Annotated in this window: 21 protein-coding genes; 3 read left to right on the top strand and 18 right to left on the bottom strand. The window is 32.5% G+C overall.

Features of this window, described 5'->3' with window-relative positions; all coding sequences use genetic code 11:
• Positions 1-23: 23 nt before the first annotated feature.
• Together R1X58_RS14030 and R1X58_RS14025 are read right to left on the bottom strand one after the other, a co-directional pair.
• Positions 24-641 (bottom strand): YqaA family protein, encoded by a 618-nt coding sequence (locus tag R1X58_RS14030; RefSeq protein ID WP_240574963.1) that lies wholly within the window; start codon positions 639-641, stop codon positions 24-26.
• Positions 642-828: 187 nt separating this feature from the next.
• Positions 829-1,656, bottom strand: a complete 828-nt coding sequence (locus tag R1X58_RS14025; protein ID WP_240574962.1) for an OmpA/MotB family protein — start codon at positions 1,654-1,656, stop codon at positions 829-831.
• Positions 1,657-2,128: 472 nt separating this feature from the next.
• On the opposite strand from R1X58_RS14025, the gene R1X58_RS14020 reads away from it, so the two are divergent.
• Complete coding sequence (locus R1X58_RS14020; RefSeq protein ID WP_240574961.1) at positions 2,129-2,758, top strand: fasciclin domain-containing protein; 630 nt, start codon at positions 2,129-2,131, stop codon at positions 2,756-2,758.
• A 72-nt stretch (positions 2,759-2,830) separates the two neighbouring features.
• On the opposite strand, the gene R1X58_RS14015 is transcribed toward R1X58_RS14020, so the two are convergent.
• A complete protein-coding gene (locus R1X58_RS14015; RefSeq protein WP_240574960.1) occupies positions 2,831-4,954 on the bottom strand; it encodes a DUF748 domain-containing protein in 2,124 nt (707 codons plus the stop codon).
• A gap of 765 nt (positions 4,955-5,719) precedes the next feature.
• On the opposite strand from R1X58_RS14015, the gene R1X58_RS14010 reads away from it, so the two are divergent.
• The gene (locus R1X58_RS14010; protein ID WP_240574959.1) at positions 5,720-7,453 is read left to right on the top strand and encodes an APC family permease; all 1,734 of its coding nucleotides are present in this window, start codon (positions 5,720-5,722) and stop codon (positions 7,451-7,453) included.
• Positions 7,454-7,456: 3 nt separating this feature from the next.
• On the opposite strand, the gene R1X58_RS14005 is transcribed toward R1X58_RS14010, so the two are convergent.
• The 11 genes from R1X58_RS14005 to R1X58_RS13955 form a co-directional block, all read right to left on the bottom strand.
• Complete coding sequence (locus R1X58_RS14005) at positions 7,457-7,582, bottom strand: hypothetical protein (RefSeq protein WP_317292993.1); 126 nt, start codon at positions 7,580-7,582, stop codon at positions 7,457-7,459.
• 154 nt (positions 7,583-7,736) lie between these two features.
• Complete coding sequence (locus tag R1X58_RS14000) at positions 7,737-8,951, bottom strand: glycoside hydrolase family protein (RefSeq protein WP_240574957.1); 1,215 nt, start codon at positions 8,949-8,951, stop codon at positions 7,737-7,739.
• A 16-nt stretch (positions 8,952-8,967) separates the two neighbouring features.
• A complete protein-coding gene (locus R1X58_RS13995; protein WP_240574956.1) occupies positions 8,968-10,500 on the bottom strand; it encodes a sulfatase family protein in 1,533 nt (510 codons plus the stop codon).
• A 160-nt stretch (positions 10,501-10,660) separates the two neighbouring features.
• The gene (locus tag R1X58_RS13990; protein ID WP_240574955.1) at positions 10,661-11,695 is read right to left on the bottom strand and encodes an MBL fold metallo-hydrolase; all 1,035 of its coding nucleotides are present in this window, start codon (positions 11,693-11,695) and stop codon (positions 10,661-10,663) included.
• 59 nt (positions 11,696-11,754) lie between these two features.
• Entirely contained in the window at positions 11,755-12,315 is a 561-nt protein-coding gene (locus tag R1X58_RS13985) for a GNAT family N-acetyltransferase (RefSeq protein ID WP_240574954.1), read from the bottom strand.
• A gap of 33 nt (positions 12,316-12,348) precedes the next feature.
• Positions 12,349-12,825: a GNAT family N-acetyltransferase gene (locus R1X58_RS13980; protein WP_240574953.1), complete on the bottom strand. Its 477-nt coding sequence runs from the start codon at positions 12,823-12,825 to the stop codon at positions 12,349-12,351.
• A gap of 2 nt (positions 12,826-12,827) precedes the next feature.
• On the bottom strand, positions 12,828-13,358 hold the full coding sequence (locus tag R1X58_RS13975; RefSeq protein ID WP_240574952.1) for a GNAT family N-acetyltransferase: 531 nt from the start codon (positions 13,356-13,358) through the stop codon (positions 12,828-12,830).
• A 339-nt stretch (positions 13,359-13,697) separates the two neighbouring features.
• Entirely contained in the window at positions 13,698-14,129 is a 432-nt protein-coding gene (locus R1X58_RS13970; protein ID WP_240574951.1) for a nuclear transport factor 2 family protein, read from the bottom strand.
• Positions 14,130-14,275: 146 nt separating this feature from the next.
• A complete protein-coding gene (locus R1X58_RS13965) occupies positions 14,276-14,917 on the bottom strand; it encodes an HdeD family acid-resistance protein (RefSeq protein WP_240574950.1) in 642 nt (213 codons plus the stop codon).
• 42 nt (positions 14,918-14,959) lie between these two features.
• Positions 14,960-15,394 carry a VOC family protein gene (locus R1X58_RS13960; RefSeq protein ID WP_240574949.1) on the bottom strand — a complete coding sequence of 145 codons (435 nt, stop codon included), beginning with the start codon at positions 15,392-15,394 and terminating at the stop codon, positions 14,960-14,962.
• Positions 15,395-15,517: 123 nt separating this feature from the next.
• Positions 15,518-17,323, bottom strand: coding sequence for a vWA domain-containing protein (locus tag R1X58_RS13955; protein ID WP_240574948.1), 1,806 nt, complete (start codon positions 17,321-17,323; stop codon positions 15,518-15,520).
• A gap of 324 nt (positions 17,324-17,647) precedes the next feature.
• On the opposite strand from R1X58_RS13955, the gene R1X58_RS13950 reads away from it, so the two are divergent.
• The gene (locus tag R1X58_RS13950; RefSeq protein ID WP_240574947.1) at positions 17,648-18,031 is read left to right on the top strand and encodes a hypothetical protein; all 384 of its coding nucleotides are present in this window, start codon (positions 17,648-17,650) and stop codon (positions 18,029-18,031) included.
• 130 nt (positions 18,032-18,161) lie between these two features.
• Here R1X58_RS13950 and R1X58_RS13945 read toward each other — a convergent pair whose 3' ends face one another.
• The 4 genes from R1X58_RS13945 to R1X58_RS13930 form a co-directional block, all read right to left on the bottom strand.
• Positions 18,162-18,860, bottom strand: coding sequence for an SIMPL domain-containing protein (locus tag R1X58_RS13945; RefSeq protein WP_240574946.1), 699 nt, complete (start codon positions 18,858-18,860; stop codon positions 18,162-18,164).
• A gap of 111 nt (positions 18,861-18,971) precedes the next feature.
• The gene (gene hemG, locus R1X58_RS13940) at positions 18,972-19,499 is read right to left on the bottom strand and encodes a menaquinone-dependent protoporphyrinogen IX dehydrogenase (RefSeq protein ID WP_240574945.1); all 528 of its coding nucleotides are present in this window, start codon (positions 19,497-19,499) and stop codon (positions 18,972-18,974) included.
• A gap of 196 nt (positions 19,500-19,695) precedes the next feature.
• Positions 19,696-20,235 carry a hypothetical protein gene (locus tag R1X58_RS13935; protein ID WP_240574944.1) on the bottom strand — a complete coding sequence of 180 codons (540 nt, stop codon included), beginning with the start codon at positions 20,233-20,235 and terminating at the stop codon, positions 19,696-19,698.
• 133 nt (positions 20,236-20,368) lie between these two features.
• Positions 20,369-20,728 carry an iron chaperone gene (locus R1X58_RS13930; protein WP_240574943.1) on the bottom strand — a complete coding sequence of 120 codons (360 nt, stop codon included), beginning with the start codon at positions 20,726-20,728 and terminating at the stop codon, positions 20,369-20,371.
• Positions 20,729-21,410: the final 682 nt, after the last annotated feature.

Here is a 21,410-nt window from a genome sequence, read left to right as displayed (position 1 = left end):
TAGAGCGTTACTTTAAGACTTTTTTAAAACGCATGGAAAATTACTATTCCATAGATTAAAAAGCGTAGTAAACGCAATGACCCAAAAAGCATTACATTTCTGAACGGAAAAGAAATGATTCCTGCTGCCATGCACGAAATTGAAAAGGGTAGTGGAAGTAGGGCTCCAACAACAATTAAGAAACCACCCCATTTTTTGGAGTTTTTTAATTGCTTTTCCATTTTATCTTCCAGGTAGTTATGAATAGCTGGGATTTTAGTGATAACCCGGCCTATGTAGTAAGAAACTAATCCGCCAGAATACGATAAAATAGCCAGTAAAACTAGGTATCCCCAAGGCGCATACATTTTTCCTGCCCAGGCTATAAAAATTTCTGGAGGAACCAATCCTAACAAAGTTTCGGAAATAAAAAAGAAGCTTAATACTCCGTAAACAGGTAGTGTTTTTGTAAGTTGAACCAGTAAATCGTTAATATTAAAATAATGATTTACAATATAAATTCCTGCAACAGCTAAAACAATATAAGGCAGTGCTTTTTTTACAGCATTCCAAACAAAACCGTAAAACCCGGTATAACTATAATACTGGTGTAATAGTTGCCATCTGGATTTCTCAGATTTTGTTTTTGGTTTGGATTTCATGGTAAAAGCAATTTTTTAGGCTAACAAATATAACAGATAAAAAGGCTTAACCTGAGTAATGGCGGGTTTTTTAATAAAGATTTAAGACTTTTCTAATCTAAAATTGACGAAATCTTAAACAAGAAAAAAAGCTGTCTAATAAGGTTTAGACAGCTTTTTTTACAATGGATTAATAGAGAGATATTTTTTATTGTTCTGCATCCATAAGTGCAAAAAACTTATCGATGTTAGGTAAAATAACAATTCTTGTTCTTCTGTTTTTAGCTCTGTTTTCAGCAGAATCATTATCAACTAAAGGTTGGTAAAAACTTCTACCAGCTGCAATTAATTTTTCAGGAGCTACAGCGAAGTTGTTTTGTAAACGCTTAACAACAGATGTTGCACGTAATACACTTAAATCCCAGTTGTCTTTAACAGCTGCATTTTCAACCATCTTTTTATCATCGGTGTGTCCTTCAACCATAACATCTAAGCTTTCTTCAGAATTGATTACATCGGCAATTTTTTGTAAAATAGCATCAGCCTTATCTGTTACTTTGTAGCTTCCAGATTTAAATAACATTTTATCTGAAATAGAAATCATTACTACAGTTTCTTCAACTTTTACAGCAATATCATCACTTTCGTCAATATCGTTAGCTGAATTTTTAATATTGTAGGCAATGGCAGCATTCATTGAATCTTTAAGGGTAGTGGCACCAACTAAATATTCTGCAGGCACATTTTTAAGTGTTTCACGCATTTTAACTTTAGCATCTTCACTCATAACAACACCATCAACGTTTACCATTTTGGCATTACTTTCTTCGGTTAATGAATTAATTTTGTTGTTATACTCATCAACTCTTTGTTGAATTTTGGCAAATTTAGCTTCTAATTCTTCGTTTTCAACTCTTGTTTTGGTTAATTCACTTTTAAGTTGACCATTTTCTGTTTCTAAAGCAACATATTTCTTTTTAGAAACACAAGACGATAATAAAATCGCAGATAATACTACTAATGATATTTTTCTCATAATTAAAGTTTGTTGTTTTGCTATTAATTACGATAAGATGTTGATTATAGACGTTGACATGTAAAAAAAAACAAAAATAATTTACAAACCTCTGAAATAGAGTAGTTTTAAATATTCTATTTTACATAATATAAATTATAGTTCTTTTGTGTTATGATAGTTTTCCAGTCATGACTATCAAAACTTTTAATGTGTCATCGATAAATCCTTGATTTTGAAATTCTGATTAGCATACCGTAAATCAACGTTGTGGTCGTTTGAATATGAAATTAAATTGAAATTCATGTCATAAATCATATGTGTTTTATCTTAATATATTTGATCATTGAAGTCTGTTGGTACAGATTGTCATATAGCTGATTTTATATAGATTAAAATTTGAATTATTAATTTTGTTTAACTTTTTTAAAAAAAACTTGAACAAATAAAATAAATTGCTTAATTTTAGCGTATTAACTAAAACAAATAAGTGATGAAACGATTTTACAAATTAACTCCCCAAATCGTCATTTGTTTAACCCTAATCTTTTTTATGTTCTCTTGTAATTCAGAAGAAATTTCTATCATGCAAGATGATTCATCGGTGTCTCTTTATGAAATTATTGAGGCTAATTCAAGTTACAGTACAGCTAAAGCTGCGCCCAAAAAGGGTTCAGATCCTATAGCTGCAATTGCAATTGATAACGGAAGTTTTACGCAGTTGGTAGCTGCTTTGATGTATGTAGATGAACAACTTGGCGCCGGTTTAGTTGATTTATTTTTAAACGGAAAGGATCAACTCACTGTTTTCGCTCCAAATGATGACGCTTTTAATGCTTTGTATGACGCATTAGAAATTACAGGAATTACCGATTTAGATGCTGAACTTGTTTTAAGTGTATTACAATATCACGTAACTACAGGTCGTAGAGCATCAAACAGCGTAGTTCCAAAAAATGGCATGCGCACGATTGAAACATTATTACCCGAAGCTACTTTTAATGTTTATCCAGACTTGAGTATTATGGCAATAGGAAATTCAGCAAACATCCTGGCAGCTGATATTTCTGCTTCTAACGGAATTATTCACGTAATCGATACGGTAATACTCCCTATAGAATAATTTGTTTGTAGTTTAATTGGTTTATTAGGTATAAAAGCTATCAAGATTTTGATAGCTTTTATTTTAAGGACCCTACTCCTCTATTTCAAAATCCTGCTGTTCCTGACCTTCCATTTTATACTTAATTTCAAATACCGGCTGAGCTCCAATATTTTTTAAATTTGAAGATGAAGGTAATGTAATTTTAATCTTTGTGCTGTCGTTAGACTGTTTAGCCAAATACGTTTTAATACTTGCCACTCGAACCGAATCAAATGCTTTTGAAATGGAATCCACTTTCATTGTATCTAAAAGTTCTAATTGCTTAGCTATTTCTTCCTGTTGCTTGGTTTTATCATTAAAATACACCAATTCTATATCTAAACCGGGTTTGCTTTTTTCTAATCTACGAAGTAAATTAAGCTGATGCTCACGTCTACCAACAAGCGTGGTGTCCATATAAGTGTAATTTATTTCCTTAATATCACTGGGATCTACATTAATAAGGTTGGATAAGGCTCTAAAAGGCGAGGTTACTGTTTTTACTAAAAACTTACCAAAAGTACTCCATACAATTTTTTTAATATTTATTTGAGGATCGTTTAAATCGCCTCGTACTGGAATATCCATATTTATTACACCGTCCTTATCTTTTAAAATAAACAGAGCCACTTTTAAAGGTAAATTGTAAAACGGACTTCCCTTTTTATTTCCAACTTCGGCGTTGTGTACTATTAATTTATTTTCCAGATTAAGCTTGCCATGATCGATATCTATAATGCCTTTATAATACATGTCTCCATAAAGAATTGGATATCCGGTATATTCCATAGAATAGATATTCAAATCGCTAAGCTGGAAGTTAGAAATCACATAGTTAACCTTCATATTCATAGCAGCATCATTAGGATTAAAGCCAATATCGGCAGCTAATTGTCCACGTTCGTTTAAAACCATTGAAGCTTTACCTTTTACCCAGTCTGAATCACTTTTTATTTCGTTAAAATCCATCTTGGCTTTAGAAAAATTATAAACAAAAGGTGATGACGTTGTGTGGTCTGTAAACTTTAATTTTCCATCGTTTACATGTAAAGACTTTATACTGTAACGTAATGGTGTTTCTTCGTGATTTTCAGACAAAACGGGCGGATTTTCATTTATTTCGGGCTCATCTAAACCGAAAGACCTATAAAAATTATTTGAGTCTTTAAATAGTTCAAAATCAACATCCGGAGCCTGAATGCTTATATCTCCTAATTGATATAAAGATTGCATTGGCATTAGCTTTTCTATTGGACAAACTATTTTATTGGCACCTAAAAATGTGCGCCCGGAAACATCAGATAACGCAAAATGTTCTAACGATGATGTCCCTTGAATAGTTAGTGTGTTAACAGTATTTATATTACCCGAAATATCAAATTTACCATAGGCTAAACCTTTAAGTCCTCCAATATTTAAATAGTCTTTTGTGTATGGTTTAAATGTTGAAATATCTAAGCTATCCATCTCTACATGAAGTAAATAGTCTCCTTTTTTAGAGTCAAATTCTGAAGCAATTCCAAAGCGTCCTCCTTCGGTAAGTTTAAAGGAAGCATCCATATTACTGGAACCTCTTCCCCATTCGACATGAGGCAAATAAAATGATAAATTATTTAAGGTTTGAGTAACCTCATGAGCTTCATTATTATACACCAAAGTTCCCCCATTTAACCTAAAATCCGATAAACTAAACAAATAAGCTTCATCATCCTTGGTTTTCTGTATAGAAACAGTATCATTTTTATTTTCAGTAGTATAAAAAGCGACTAAATCATCGAAATTAAAAATAGAGTCTTTTTGAGAAATGTTTACCCAAAGATTTTTAATATATAATTGCTCAACAACTATTGACGATGAAAAATACTCCAGTGGATCGACATCCAGAATTAAACTATCTATGGAAACAAATTTATCCTGGTCATTTGCTTCATACATGGTAGCACCGGAAAGCTTCACTGTTGATGTAAAATAGTTTATGGATAAATCATTAAGAGTTAACTTTCTGCCCACCCATTCTTTGCCATTTTTTTCAAGCTGACTTCGAATAATTGAAGGTGAAACAGCAAGTAATACAACAATTAATAGCAATAAACTGAAACTTATAATTAAAAGTCGTTTTATGGAATTTCTTAAAGTGAAACCAAATAAATTTGACTTTTGTTTTTCGGTTGCCATAGTAAATAATGTCTAGGGTTAAATTTTTATTTTGAAAAAGCAATGAATATACAAAGGTAACTATATAGCAAATACTTTCCATGGGTAATAGATAAACCAAAAGTTAAAATATATGAAATGCTTTATTTTATAGACCAAAGACCTTGTTTTGACATATTGTTAAAACCAATTATAAACATGGAGTTTTATTTGATTTTGTTATGATTTATTTTTTCTATATAAAAAATAGATTTACATTGAGTAAAACTATGAAAATTACGAAATCTTACTGCTTCTCATATTTTTCATATTTCGTACAAAGGCTAATAAATTTTTAAATACGCGATTCTCAGAGAGAAGGAAATAGACTACTAAAATAATATCATTTTTCACCTTATCGATGAAAACTATTAAAATTAAAATATTAATATCAAAATATTATATAGGTATTTTGAATTCCGGATTCTTATAATTTTATTATTCCTTATTAGCGGGCAATTATTTTCAAATAAGCGATTCTCAGCCAATAATGAACTGTATTGTAAACCGACATATATTTTATGTATAAACATCATTAAATCAGTTTGTTATTAATTATTTACTTAATAATGTATGTTTCAAAATTTAGAAATATAGTTTGATTTAGATACCAAGAAGATTCTTTTTCATATTTTAAAATAGGAGAATATTATAATTAAAAGTGTCATTTACAACAATATAAGAGATGAAAATTCCTTAAATTAGTTAGAGCGAATTATTTCATGTTTCCGACTAAATTCTCATATTATGTCTAAAAAACAGTTAAACGAATTGGCTGCAACAGCAATTTGTGGGAATGACATTAGTTCTTCTTGTTTATATGTTTCAGCTCTATCAATTGTTTATGCCGGCCAATATGCCTGGATTTCTTTACTCCTGGTTTCTGCTATTTTATTTTTATACCGAAAAATATATGGAGAAGTTGTCGGAGCATTACCATTAAACGGAGGTGCTTATAATGCATTACTTAATACCACAAAAAAATCTACAGCTTCTTTTGCGGCAACATTAACAGTATTATCTTACATGGCTACTGCGGTAATCTCTTCAAGCGAAGCTGTGAAATATGCACATAGTTTATGGAGCGGCATACCTATTGTTTATGCCACCATTTTTTTATTATTTATTTTCATGGGATTAGTGATTTTAGGAATCGGTGAATCTTCTAAGGTTGCCATTTTCATATTTATATTTCATTTAAGCTCGCTCGTTATTTTATGTTTTTTCAGTTTATACTTTTTATTTTCAAATGGGTTTGATGTATTTATTGAAAATTTCAAAGCACCAGTTAAAGGAAGTATAGCTACTGCCCTATTCTTGGGATTCGCAGCAGCTATGTTGGGCATTAGTGGCTTTGAAAGTTCTGCAAATTATGTGGAGGAACAAAAAAAAGGTGTTTTTAGAAAAACCTTAAAAAATATGTGGATTATTGTAACCGTATTTAATCCGTTATTGGCATTTTTAGCCTTATCTACAATTCCGCTGACAACCATTATAACCCATGAAGATACACTATTGTCTTTTATGGGGCATTTAGCCGGTGGAAACTGGTTATTGTATTTAATATCTATCGATGCCGCCTTGGTTTTAAGTGGCGCTGTATTAACATCTTATGTAGGTGTAGGAGGTTTAGTTGAACGTATGGCGTTAGATCGCATTCTGCCTAAAGTCTTGTTAAAAAAGAACAAGCGTGGTAGTTCTTATTTAATATTTATAGCTTTCTTTTTACTTTCTACCTCCATCCTGTTAATCACTGAAGGAAATTTGGAGTCGCTTGCTGGTATTTATACTATTGCCTTTTTATGTGTTATGATTTTGTTCAGTTTTGGGAATATGCTTTTAAAAGTGAATCGTAAAAAATTACCAAGACCTGAAGTTGCTGGTTGGCCACAATTGCTCATTGCGATTGTTGGTGTAGGTATAGCTTTAATTGGAAATATCATTTTAAATCCAGAAGATTTAAATGTGTTTTTAGAGTATTTCATTCCAGCCATGTTAGTCATAGGGTTTATGTTGTATCGTATTACTATTCTAAAAGCCGTATTATTTTTTCTTGATTATATTACCCCTGAAAAGAAAACCATTTTTAAATATTTGAATGTAAAAATAAAACACGCTATCCATAGAATTAATTCTCAGCATTTTGTGTTTTTCACCAATCATGACGATGTCGCAACTCTAAATAAAGTACTTCAATACATTGAAAGTAACGAAAATACAAGACGTTTAAAAATTGTATCTGTTTTAGGAAATCAACCTCATGTCTCCGAAAATCTTAAAATTGATGTTGAAGTTTTAGATCGTGCGTATCCAGATATTGATATTGAATTTATTGAAGAACCCGGTAAATTTGGTCCTGAAAAAATTCAGGAACTTTCTAAACGCTGGCGTATCCCCATAAATTTCATGTTTATTGGTTCGCCAGGAGATAAATTCCCTTATCGGATTGAAGAGCTTGGTGATGTCAGGCTTATTATATAATCTTTAGTCTTGCAACAAACTATCTAATTCCCAACGCTTTTCTTTTATGTTCTTTAAAGCAAAAGCTGCGGCTGAAGCAGTAAACACTGAGAAATCGAAAGCTCCTTTTATTCCTGTAGAAAAGGTCATAGATAATGCGAAAGTCAATATCAATATGCCGCTCAATTTTGCTCTAAATTCAGTTTTAAAACCAAAACGATCAACAACAGTAGATAAAAATGCTGATGAAATGGCTAACCGGAGAAATGCTTTTATAATTGTAATATTTAAGTATCTAAAGTAATTAATTCTCAATTAATTTTAACGGAATATGCACATTAAAAGATTCACCCTTTTGTGTAGGGTTGACATTAATTAAAGCTCCTGCAGAATAAAGTACTTCTGGCGTACCATCCTCAGCTATTAGTAATTGAGGGCGTTCTAAACGATTCATATGTAAAGTATCTCCAGATTTTAGGATCACTTCCTTTTTCATAAAGAAAGATTTTTCAGGTTTCGTCCATTTAATGCCATCTACAGATTCTAATAAAGCCAAACCGGGTTGTCCCATTGTAATTTTACCAGTAAAATCCTTTAGAACTACATAAAATTTTTGATGTGTTTTATGATACCAGACATACGGATCTTCGCCACTGGCAATTGTACCGTCTTCGTTTCGAATATCAAACACAAAATCATCAGTAGCTGTAAAAGGCCCTGTTGGAGAATCGCTAATTGCAACACCGTGAACACCTCTCCAACCCGGATTATAAAAGTTTCCTTTAAAAAATAATAGGTATTTTCCATCTGAAGGGCGTTGAACAACCGACGGATTAACCACTATAATATTATCTGGTTTTGGCTCTGTTCCTTCTGGTGACGGCATCACAATATTGTTCGGTTTTACACGAGTTCTTGGCGTTAAAAGAGGTGTGTCAAATCGTTTGTATTTTCCGTTCATCAAGTCCTCAAAACTATTGAATTCAATAACTCCGATACACTGACTTTGCTGAACGCGATTACGTTTGTCGACATGTTCTCCCTTAGAACCTGTTGGTTGAACTCCGGGATCTTTACCTGCGCCATAGTACAAATAATACTTGTTGTTAAATTTCTTCACATGAGGATTATGAACCATTTGTGCATCCCATGCTGTTGAGTCTCCTTCTAATGCCCTACCTTTTAATACTATCTTTTGAAATTTGAAATCTCTGTCTGGATAATCGGAAACGGCATATGCTATTTTAGAATGCAGGACCCATGAATTCGAAAAAGATGGAATTGAATCACCACATTCCCATGTGGAATATAGCATATGGAACTTGTCATCATCTCCTTTTACAACACTACCACCCCACACAAAACGGTTAGGGTCATTTAAAACAGATGGCCCAACAATAAGGTTGCCTTCTACTTCACCATCTATTGGCAATTCTTGAATTTGTAACGCGTTTGAATGCTTTTCGGCACAGCTAAAAGCAAATAATGCTATGCTTAAACTAAGAAAAAATATCTTCATGAATTTTAATTTGTTATTATTTTGAGCTAGTAGTTGTTCTATTAACGGAAAATCCTTGGTTGCGATATGTTTCAAGTAGCGCTTCTAATTCTTTAATTTTTTCGGGATATTCATTATAAAGATTAGTACGTTGCTCTGGATCATTCTTCATATTAAACAGGATGCCTTCAGTGTCGAAATCGGTATATCCTGTTGAATTTTTAAATGCTTCGGGCATATCACGATGTCCTCCAGATGAACTATTTATATATATCCAATCGCCATTTCTAATTCCCCACTTAGAATCAAACGTGTTATGAACTGTTGCTTCGCGAAGTGGCTTTTGGTATTCTTCACCATTTAAAAGTGGTAGCAGATTATAACTATCAGGAGCTGCCTTATCAGGCAAATCGGCACCGACAATTTTTGACAACGTAGCCATAATATCCACTTGAGAAACTACTTCATTTGTTACCAAACTGGCTTTAATATGATCTGGCCATTTCATAATAAGAGGCACATGGTGTCCACCTTCCCAAACATCTCGTTTTAAACCTCTAAATTTTCCCATACTATAGTGATCGTATTCTACAGCACGTTGCCAGGCATAATGTTCAGGGCCATTATCGGCACTAAAAATAACAATGGTATTATCTTCAAAACCATTATTCTTTAAAGCTTTCAAAACTTGTCCAACAACCCAATCGGTTTGAACCATATAATCGCCATAAGCGCCTGCCTTCGATTTTCCATCAAATTCATCATTAGGAATAATAGGTGCATGTGGTGATGGTAAAGCAAAGTACAAAAAGAATGGTTGGTTTCCTTTTTGTTTATTAATCCATTCTGTAGTCTTCCTTGTTAGTGTGGGTAATACATTATAAGGATTCCACCCCTTGACTCTTGGTCCGGGACGAAATTCCCATTTCCCTTCTTTAATTTCAAAACCTATGTTTTCACGAGTCATCGTTTCTGTTGGAACTTCAAGAACTTTGTCGTTTTCAACCCAGGTATATGGTGGAAAATTAATGGTGCCGTCACCAAAATAATAATCAAAACCTCGATCTAAAGGCCCACCTTTTATGGGTTGACTCCAATCTATATCTTCAGGTAAATACTCATTAACTTTTCCCTCCTTTGATTGAGATTCCTGTTTCAACTGCCAATCCCAGCCTAAATGCCATTTGCCAATGCATGCTGTAGTGTAATCCTTGGTTTTTAATACCTGAGGAAGTGTTACATCAGAATCCTTAAAAAACGGTTTACCAAAAGATCCAACAATTCCATGTTGCCTGCGCCAATGATATGTGCCGGTTAAAAGCGCAAAACGACTTGGAGAACATATCCCTGAAGAGCTATGTGCATCTGTAAAACGTATACCTTCACTAGCTAGATTATCTAAATGAGGCGTCGGTATTTTTGAATTTGGATTTTGTATATTCAAATCACCATAACCCATATCGTCTGCATAAATGATAACAATATTAGGTTGGGAATTATCCGTTTTTTTAATACAACCTGTTAAAACACATGATATAAAAACAAGTTGAATTATTTTGAGTACTCGCATAAATCATTACTTAATCGTAAGACACAAAATACTATTTGTGTTTTATTTATTCAGAAAAATTTCGATAGACGACAAGGTGTAAACCTTCAACAACCTCTGGCTTTATAAATTATCCTCCTAAATATATACTTCCCATTTATGGGAGACCCTTATTCAAAAATTACTTCCACCACACGGAATTTTTGTAATCTTTATAATTTATTAATTCTCCCAACCTTGGATAACTAACAGGAATATTTTTTTCTTCAGCCGATTTTATAAATTCATCTACAGGATGTTGCCAATGGTGTTGAGCTAAAGCAAAACCTGCCCAATGTACAGGCATGATATGTTTGGCGTCAGCATCAATAGCGGCCTGCACACTTTCTTCGGGGAACATATGTATTAAATGCCAGTTTTCGTTATACTGACCACATTCCATGAAGGCAAAATCGAACGGTCCTAAACGCTCTCCAATTTCTTTAAAATGTTTACCGTATCCACCATCTCCAGAAAACCATACATTTTCAGAGGCCGTTTTAAAAGTCCAGCCTCCCCAAAGAGACTTAGCTCTATCCGTTAATCCTCTTCCAGAAAAATGACGGGTTGGCGTAAAGGTTATTTGAATATCATCTATAGATTTTGCATCCCACCAATCAAATTCTGTTATTTTTTCTTCATGGATTCCCCATTTCACTAAATGACGTTTTACACCCAAAGCCACGAAATATTGTTTCACTTTAGATTTTAATTTTTTTATGCTTTTATAATCTAAATGATCGTAGTGATCGTGGGTAAGCATTAGTAAATCAATCTCCGGAAACTCATCTATTAAATTTAACGTGTCCTTACTAAAACGCTTTATTGGAAATGGCGATATTGGTGCGGCATTATCCCCTAACATAGGGTCGATAAGTATAGTTTTGTTGTTGATGCGTATAAGTACTGCCGAATGACCATACCAGATAAATTTCATCGTTTCCGAAGGTGATAAAAACTGCTCGCTATCAAACGAATCCATAGCTATAAAACTTGCAGGTTCTCTGCCATCCTTTTTGCAAAATTGCTTGTATAATAGTTTCGGAATGTTCTGAATGCTTATAGACATGGATGTTTCTTCAAGATTTTGAAACTTACCGTCTTTCCAGTTTTTGCTATTTGAGTATTTTAAAATGTCTGCTTCTGTTGGCTTCGCGCCGTATTGTTTTTTATTCATAATCCCTTTGTCGGAAACCTTCAAGAAACCTTTTCTCAAACGAAGAAAATAAATCAAATCTACCCATTGCTTTTACTCCAGTGAGATTTCGATATTTCATAGCAAAGACAAACTTCGTATTCAGGGTATTCTTTAAGTTTAGGATGCTTAAATTCTGAAACTTTTTTCATTCCTATTTTTTTCATGACTTGTTCTGAATTTACATTTTGCCTGGTGCAGGTCGCTATAACCTGATCTAAATTCAATTCTGTAAAAGCTAATTCCAGACATCGCTTGGCGCCTTCGGTAGCATAGCCTCTACCCCAAGCCTTTTTCTTTAAACGCCAGCCTATATCAACAGCCGGAGTAAACTCTGATTCATAAGTTTGATAAGCCAAACCTATAAACCCGATAAAATCTCCTGTTTCTAAAATGTCAACTGCAAAATAATTATAACTGTGTTTTTCAAAATGGGCCTGTAATCGATCAATAAATTCAGATGTTTCTTTTGTTGTTAGAGTCTTTGGAAAATGCTTCATCACATCTTCATCGGCATTCATTTTAGCAAATTCATTTAAATCATTTGTGCTCCAGTTACGAAAGCCAAGTCTTCGTGAAGTAAAAATATAATCTATTTCCATGGTTTGTTTAGTTGGTATTGGTAATTTTAAATCTTATATTTTTTTATTCATCCAAATGTTACATGATGTATGTCCTGATTTACCTAAGGGCTCCCTTAAGGTTTGAAAACCTAATTTTGTATACATTTTTACTGCTGTGGCAAAATGAGGCAAACTTTCCAGATATATATTGGTATAACCTAAGGCTTTAGCTGATTCTATACTTTGCTCCATTAGCTTTGTTCCAACTCCTTTACCTCGGGCTGAAGGAGCTAAATAAAACTTAACCAATTCCACATAACCTTCGGGCAGCCCATCGGTTGGATATATACCACAACAACCTAAAATTTCACCTTTTTCTTCCGCTACCCATAATATTGATTTTTCTGTATCAAATAATGAAAACAAATGATCAGTTGTCGGATCTGAATATACCGTGCCACATTTTGGAGCATCATGTTCATCGAATGTGTTTTTTATAATACTTGCTAAAAACGGATTGTCTTCTGGTTGGATTTTTCGAATAATCATGATTACAAATTGCTTTGTTTTGAAAATTTATAATGTAACAAATCCTCATCGTCATTAGGAATATTAATGATTCCCATACATGTTAATCCTAATTTTTCCAACAAGCGCTGTGAACTTATATTTTCCTTTGTTGTAATGGCATGAATTTCTGTTAGTCCAAATTCAAATAAAGCTAATTCCTTCACTTTAGTAGCCGCTTCAAAAGCATATCCTAGCTTTTCGAATGCAGGAAGAAAGGCAAAACCAATATCGATGCCATCTAAACCTTCTCGGTCGTAAAGTCCGCAACTACCAATTTTACAAAGGTCTGTTTTTCGAATTAATGTGTAATTCCCATAGCCCAATCGTTGTAATTGAGGCATCATTTTACTTTCAATATAATCTTTCGCAGCTTCAATGGTATTTACTTGTCTGTCTCCAATATATTCTAGCCATTTAGGTGTATTAAATAGTTCTAACACAAAAGCAGCATCCTCTCCAGTTGTTGGTTTAAGAATGAGACGTTCTGTTTCGTAGGATTTATATAAATTCATTAGTCGTATTTAGAACTTAAATATAAATTATATCTGATTACTTTTTTAGAAAAAATCAGTTGTACTTCTTGTCCTTTTTCCATACTCCCAGGAAAATTTATGTTTTTTGATTTAATGAATTCCATACCTTTAATTTCTTCTTTTATGGTGATTTGTCCCGATTCTAATTTTTGAGTTGGATCACAAACAGAAACTACAAGTTGATTTTTTTCCTGTTTGATAAAACTAAACAAATACTTAAGTCTTCCCTATAATATAAATACAAACACCAATAGAAAAATTAAAAATCTATTTGTAAGTGTTTAAATGCCATGATTTTTCTGAAGAAAATCCTGTTAGTTACTTACGAACTGTTGAATGCAGGAATTTGAGTTTCCATTGGTCATTTACCTTTTTAAACGTGGCGCTCTCCAACCAGTCAATCTCGCGATATATGGAATCGTTAATTACAAAACTGCCATGATTGTAATATACAATATCTCCATAATCGCCATTAATTTCTACACTTTTAAAATCGAATTGCCAATGCCTTTTAACAGACTTCATTTTCGGGTTTTCACGTACTAAACTATCATTAGTCCAGATTAGGCCATTTTCAAATAGTACAAAATCTTCAGTAGTTAATCGGTTTAATTCATCTAAATCCTGCGTTTTTATACCATCAAAATAGTTTATCAATACCTTTTTTAACAATTCAGGATTTTCAACCTCGTGACTGCAGTTGAAAAATAACACAAAGCATACAGCTATCAATACAATTATTGATTTCATAAGTTGTTGATTGATTTAAATCCACAAAAGAAATAGACAATAATCTTTTATGTCTATGGAAATTAATGTTTTATAAATATAAAAAACAAAGCGCCTTTCAAGTAGCGCTTTGTTTTGTTTTTGTTTATCAATTTTATATGGCCTGTTTAGGTCTTATTCATTTCATCGTGCATTTCCTTTTTAATAGCATCATATCTACTTTTTAACTCATCGGAAATTTTACCTGGCATGGCATTTAACTTTTTAAGTTTTATGGATAAATAAATACTAAATGCACCTACAACTATTAATGTTAATCCTATCCAGAAAATAATAGTCATACCTGCCAATACCGGATTCCAAATTAAAATAAAAGAAAACACAACACCCAATACGCTTACAATCATTAATTTTGTCCAGTCCGACACGCCGTATTGCTTTAATTCTAAGGCATAGCTAATCCCCATCATTGAGCGAAACAACATAAGAAATCCGATATAAAATGATAAGGTTACTAACGAAATTTCTGGTTTAGACATTAATAGTATACCGATTAAAAAGGTCATGATACCAAATGCTAAATTCCAGCCCCAATTATCCATTTCATCTTTATTTGCCATTGCAAAAGTAATTTCTCCTATGCCTGAAAATATAAAAGAAAGACTAAACATAAATGCTAAAGCTAAAAATGATTCTACCGGAGACATTAATGCATAGATGCCTAGGCCTGCAAATAGAAGACCAACAATAAGAGGAATATACCAATGCTTAACAGAATTTCTAATGGTTTTTAAGAATTGTGCTTTCATATTTTATAATGATTTATTTAGTTACGGCTTGAAAACTCTACATTAAATATTATGCTTTTCATCAAAATCAACCATCCACTCAATACCGTATTTATCTCTGAACATTCCGAAATAAGAACCCCAAGGACTGTCTGCTATTGGCATTTCTATAGTTCCGCCTTCAGAAAGTCCGTTAAATAACTTATCGGCTTCCTCTTTGCTTTCTGCACTGATAGAAATTTTACTTCGAGTTTCGTTTTCATTATGTTTTCCCATAGACTCCGGCGTATCGCTAGCCATTAAAACGTTGGTTTTACCAATTGGAAGGGCTATATGCATTATTTTATTGGCCTCTTTGTCTGATACCTGATCATCTAAGTTTTCAAAATCTTTAAAACGTACCAACATGGCAAACTCACCTCCAAACACCGATTTATAAAATGTAAAGGCTTCTTCGGCGTTTCCATTAAAATGGATATAGGGGTTAATTTGTGCCATTTGGAAGGATTTTAAAGTTAATTAACAAACAATTACCACTTCATTTTCAATGACTTAAATATACTAAAAGTGATAAACATTTTGTTGAAAAATCCCAGTAAAATAACAGCTAATAATTAAGATTTACTCCTGTACAGTAGTATTTAAAAGTTCTGCGCTTTTTATTAAGCGAATCAATTCCCCCCGGTAACCTTCTTCGTCATTTCCTTTTGATTCTTTTGCTAAATTGTAAGCTGATTCCCAGGTAGTGGTTCCCAAATATTTTGAATTTCTTAAAAGCATTCCAAATTCTGCTACAGACGCTGAAAACATAAAATTATCTGAAGTTTGATTTATTGCTACTGGTGTCTTTTTCACACATTGCTCAATGAGTAAACTCTTATTTTTATCCGGTTTTTTGTAGCGTAATTTAAGCGTGATTAAATCATTGCTTTCCAGTGCCTGGTTAGTTAATTCTGATGTCTGATATTTTAAACCTCTGTCATTTTTTTCATCATTTTTAGAAGGTATTATCTCGTATAAGGCAGTAACCGTATGCCCTGCCCCTATCTCTCCGGCATCTTTGGTGTCATCTTCAAAATCTTCATCATTCAACAGCCTGTTTTCGTAACCTACCAGTCGGTATTTTGAAACATGAGCAGGATTAAACTCCAGCTGAAATTTAACGTCTTTCGCAATGGTATATAATGTGCCACCAAACTCACTAACCAGTACTTTTCTGGCTTCTAATAAATTATCGATATAGGCATAGTTACCATTGCCTTTATCAGCAATAATTTCCATTTTATCATCTTTATAATTTCCCATACCAAAACCTAAAACAGAAATCGCAATCCCCTTTTCTCGCTCGCTGGTTATAAGCTGTTCCATTTCAGAATTGCTACTTAAACCTACATTGAAATCACCGTCCGTAGCCATAATAATTCTATTATTTCCCTTTTTCAAGAAATTCTCGTTAGCCACCTTATAGGCTAATTTTAAACCTGCACCACCAGCAGTCGATCCACCAGCACTCAAGCTTTCCAGTGCATCAATTATGGTTTTCTTTTCACTACAACTTGTTGAAGGCAGTACCAAACCAGAGTTTCCGGCATAAACCACAATAGCCACACGATCTTCAGGTCTTAAGTTTTCTAAAAGTAGTTTTAATGATGATTTTAATAATGGTAATTTATTAGGACTATTCATAGATCCTGAAACGTCTAATAAGAATACAATGTTTGAAGGAGGCAAATCTTCCATAGGTATGTCTTTTCCCTGTAATCCAACGTGTAAAAGCAGGTTGGTTTTATTCCAGGGACAAGTTGATAATTCTGTATTAATACTAAAGGGCACATCGCCTTTAGGTTGCTGATAATCGTAATTGAAATAATTTATCATTTCTTCAATTCGAACAGCATCTGTAGGTGGTAAATTTCCATTGTTAATGTGTCGGCGCACATTACTATAGGATGCTTTATCAACATCTACAGAAAATGTGGATAACGGATTTTTAGTCACATCCTTAAAATCATTTTCTTTAACAGTGGCATAACTTTCATTGTTTGGAATAACAAAATGCGCAACAGCACCTACAGCAGATTTTCTCTCCATTTTAGCCATACCCACTACTACAACTTCTTCTAAAGCAGCAGAATCCTGCTCTAAAGTTACGTTGATTACAGTTTTACCTTTAGCATTGACTTCTTTAGTTTTAAATCCTACAAATGAAAACACCAAAATATGATGCTTAGCATCAATTTCAATTTCGTATTTGCCATCAAAGTCTGTGGCGGTTCCTTTGGGTGTACCTTTTACATAAACAGACGCTCCCGGAAGCGGCGTTTTATTATCATCATAAACTATTCCTGTTATTTTTTGCCCAAATACGGTGTGAGTCAATAATAAAACAAAGAAAGCAATAGTAAAAGAGGTCTTGTTTAGTTTCATAATGGTATGTTTTAAGATTAATGATTCGAATGCATTATATATGTAAAATTTTTAATACACATAAACTATTCCAAACTAACTTGCTCAACCAAAGTTTTTTAGGTTTGTATATAATTTCTTTAAGTTAAAGAAATTGTACGTAATATCCTAAACAAAAAACATCTTGATTTATTGGTCTTCATGTGACATTTAAATTCTCTTTTCTTTAGTTTCAAACTTTCATAAACGGACAAATTAGAAGTAATCTGATCCATATCATTTGGAAGACTTTATTTTAGATATAACTTATAACTAATTGAAGGAGTTTAATTTAAATCTACGGTCATGAAAAAAATGATAACTTCATTAAAAGCTATTATACTAACTATTTTGTTGACAATGTTTATTCAAAGTTGCACAACTTATAAAGCAGCAAATGTTAGTTTAAATAAAGCTGTGAAATCTGAACTAAAGGTTAAGGTTACTAAAACAGATGGTAAAAAAGAGAAGTTCGCAAGAATTGAGATTTTTAATGACGGGCAATACTATGGTTTAAAAAAGATTAGAGCCAATGAATATAGTAATATATTAATAGATACAAATACTGTAAAAAAAGTTCAGCTTTATGATAAAACAAATTCAATTATTCAAAGTGTTGCGCTTCCGGTGGTTGTAATAGGTAGTGTTATTGCAATCAGGGAGTCAGTCATTAATAGTATTGGTTTTTAGTGCAACACATATAATTCCCAATAGTTTATTTTGAGAAAAGACAAAAAAATTGTCATGAATAATCTTTAAACTAAAACATGAAAAAAAGCTACAAACTTAAACCCAAATTTAGGTGTTATTATATCAGCTATTATTCAAGAGCATATTTCACATTCACTGAAACTTCAAATTTAACCTTTTGAAATTCGGTATTAATGGGGTCGGCTACTTTAGCTTCATACATACTGGACATGCCACGAATTTGAATGCCTGCAGCTTGGCCCTGTAAGGCATTAGAAATAGAATAGCCGTCTGCAATATAAAGCGCTTTACCTATGTTTTGATTTAAGGGTTTTGCCAGTTTTTTAGCTGTTAACAGTGATTTCTCAACCGCCTTGTATTTTAATTCCAACAATAGATCTTCAGCTTTTGAGTATTCTGTTCTTTCAATGGTAACATTTGATATTCCGGCATTTTCAAGTTCGGCTAATACTTTTCCTGCCGTAACAGCATCATTCACCAACAATGAATACATTTTCGACTTCACTACATTTTGTCCTTTAAGAAAGTAGTTTTTAAAATTACTTGACAAATCCAGTAATGAAAGATCTTTTTCTGTATTGATTTTTAGCTTTTTTAGTGTCGACTCCAATGTCTTTTCCTGCTCTTCAACAGATGTTTTGTTTTTGCTATCAGCTTCATTTAAAAGTATAGAAATGAATATTTTATCAGGAACTACTAAGGTATCTACCTTTGCATTGGTTTCAACATAAGGTTGATCGATAAAGTTTTTTTGTGCAAATGATAAAGAGGAAACGGCTAAGCAAAAGACTATTAAAAGGTTTTTCATAAGTGTTCTTTTTTTAATTTAAAGATGTCTTAAAAAGGAATTGGTTGCGTAAAAAAGCACCTTTAAAACATCTGTTAATTGCCTAACTACAATTAGCATACCATAATCAAACTATAATCTCAGAATTTTAATTATAAAATCATCAACTCTGTTCCAGTCTGTATATTCTATTGGCCATTCTGTTTTTGTTGGCCCTTTTGTCATTTTCATAATGAGTTTTATCATTAGTTTATCAAAAAACGAATAGGCGCCATAGTCTAATTTACCAGCAAACACATCAATAATATCTGGTTTCCATTGTTGTTTTTCAAAAAATTTCATCACATAAGGATTGGTATTAAACTGGTTCTTATCCTCTTTTCTGGCAACCAAATTTACCGAGAAAAACGCCGTTTTAATATTCTTAAGTTGTTTTAAGTTTTTATCAATAAATGAAGAAACTTCTTTATGGTGTTTACCGTACCTGATGCTGGCTCCAACAATTAATTTAGAATAGTTTGAAATATCTCCTTGAAAATTTGAAACCTCAAACAAATCAACAGTAAACCCTTCTTGTTGTAAAGTCTTGGATATTTTATTACAGATTTTTAATGTTTGTCCGTCAACGGATGAATATAAAATTAATATTCTATTACTCATTGCTTAATTGAATGTTATAAATAAGGTTTTATGGTAATCATATACCGAAAAACCATAGGCTCTTATGAAGAAAAAACAGATGCTTTAAAGGTACTATATTTTCTGGTTTTTATTCAATAACATCATGTTAAAACAAGATTTAAATGCTATTAAAGTTGATAGCAGAAGTTGTTCATCCGTTTTTTATAAACCTGGTTTATGCGCTTCCGTTAACTTTAAAATCGAAACACTCTTTTTTACTTAAATTCACTTTTAAATTAAAATAACAATTCCCTCCATCTTTAACTAATATTGTTTGTGTTTTCCAGCGTTTATTTACCTCAGAAGATTTACAAAAGCAAATTACCCAAACTACTTTTTCTTCATTCTCATTGAGCGATGGAATATATTGTCTGCGATACTGTGACAGGTAAATAAAAAATTCTTCCGGGTTATTGTAGATATCAGGGTGCTTCGTTTGTTTTTCAAGAAATACTTTTTCCTGCTCTTTATTGTGGTCTGCTAACAAACCACGTACTAAAACTTCAATTATTTCCAGTTCTTCATCAGTTAGGGTTATGTCATTATTAGGGTAAGATTTAGAAATAACAACATCCGGATGGCTTGTTTTAACAAAGAATTCTTTGTCAGCATTGAAAACACTACTTTTATTTAATAATCTAGTATCTTTTTGTTGTGCCAGTATTAAGCTGGTTGAGAAAAGGACAATTAAAATAGCGAAAAGTTTTTTCTTCATTTGTTCTGTTTTATAAAAGTAATCATGAAACTAATCTACGGTAATTCAGTCGGATTTATGTTTTTTTGATGTTAGCATTTTGTTATGATTAAATTGGATTATAGATTTCAATAGCTTTTTTCATGACATTCATCTATGTTTGAATGCTATTTTCTTTTACTCTGAATTCCACAATTTGTTTAATCAAGTCAAAAGGTATGGGTTCATTAAGTGGAAACTGCACCGACCCTTTTCCTTGTCTGTATTTCGATAATTCGTTTGCAAATTCTGAATGGCCAGAAGGTGTTGCATAAAACCCAATATGTTTCTTGAATGCCCCAAAATACACTAATGGTTTTCCATTTGTTTTGTAAGCAGGCATTCCATAGGAAATACTTTCAGTAGACCTTGGAGCATTATCTTTAATCACCTTTCTAATCCATTTAAGTTTTTCTTGAACTTCCTTTGGGAATTTAGAAATGTAATCGTCAACTGAATCTATTTGTTTTTTCATTTTCCCTAAGGGCTACCAACGGTTTGTGTATAAGGTTTGTTGCGTGAAAATCCGCGAGGATTTTCAGATTACGAAACTAAGATAGCATAATTGCAAGAATTTTCCGCAGGAAAATCGGAAGCAATGAATTTTATATGGTGTTGTGTGTAGTTTTAATCAATTATATCAAAAAATTTCAATTTAGGATTCCTTAAAAAATAAAACCGTTTACCATCTTTAAACTCAATATAACTAGCAGTTAGGTAGTTGTTTTTGATTTTTGTCAAGTCAGATTTAGTGTATGATAGTTCTTCGGAATTTATATAATAGTTTTCATCGTCAAAAAAGATATTTTTAATCTTATGAAATTTTACAATGTATTTTCCGTGAAAAAAAATTATTGATAAGAATATGGTTAAAATTTTTAAAATTCCAAGATAATGTCCTCTTCCTAGTAAAATAGAGCAGATGATACTCATTATAATCAACTGAAAAATGTAGATTATTGTAAGCATTGTTTTTCCTTCTTTAAAAGATAAATATACCATTAACTATTTTCTTTAATTACACACAACGGTCTCGTATAACCGTCAGTTACGGGTTAATATGCGTTAATTTTCGGTTAAGCACTAACGTTAGCAATTCCGAGTGGATTTGGACGTAGTCGAATCCGCCGTAATTGCGGTTATACATTGTTGGCAAC

The organism is Aestuariibaculum lutulentum, from assembly GCF_032926325.1.
Taxonomy (GTDB): domain Bacteria; phylum Bacteroidota; class Bacteroidia; order Flavobacteriales; family Flavobacteriaceae; genus Aestuariibaculum; species Aestuariibaculum lutulentum.
Note: the sequence above shows the minus strand (reverse complement) of the source record. Positions and strands in the feature narration are given on the sequence as shown.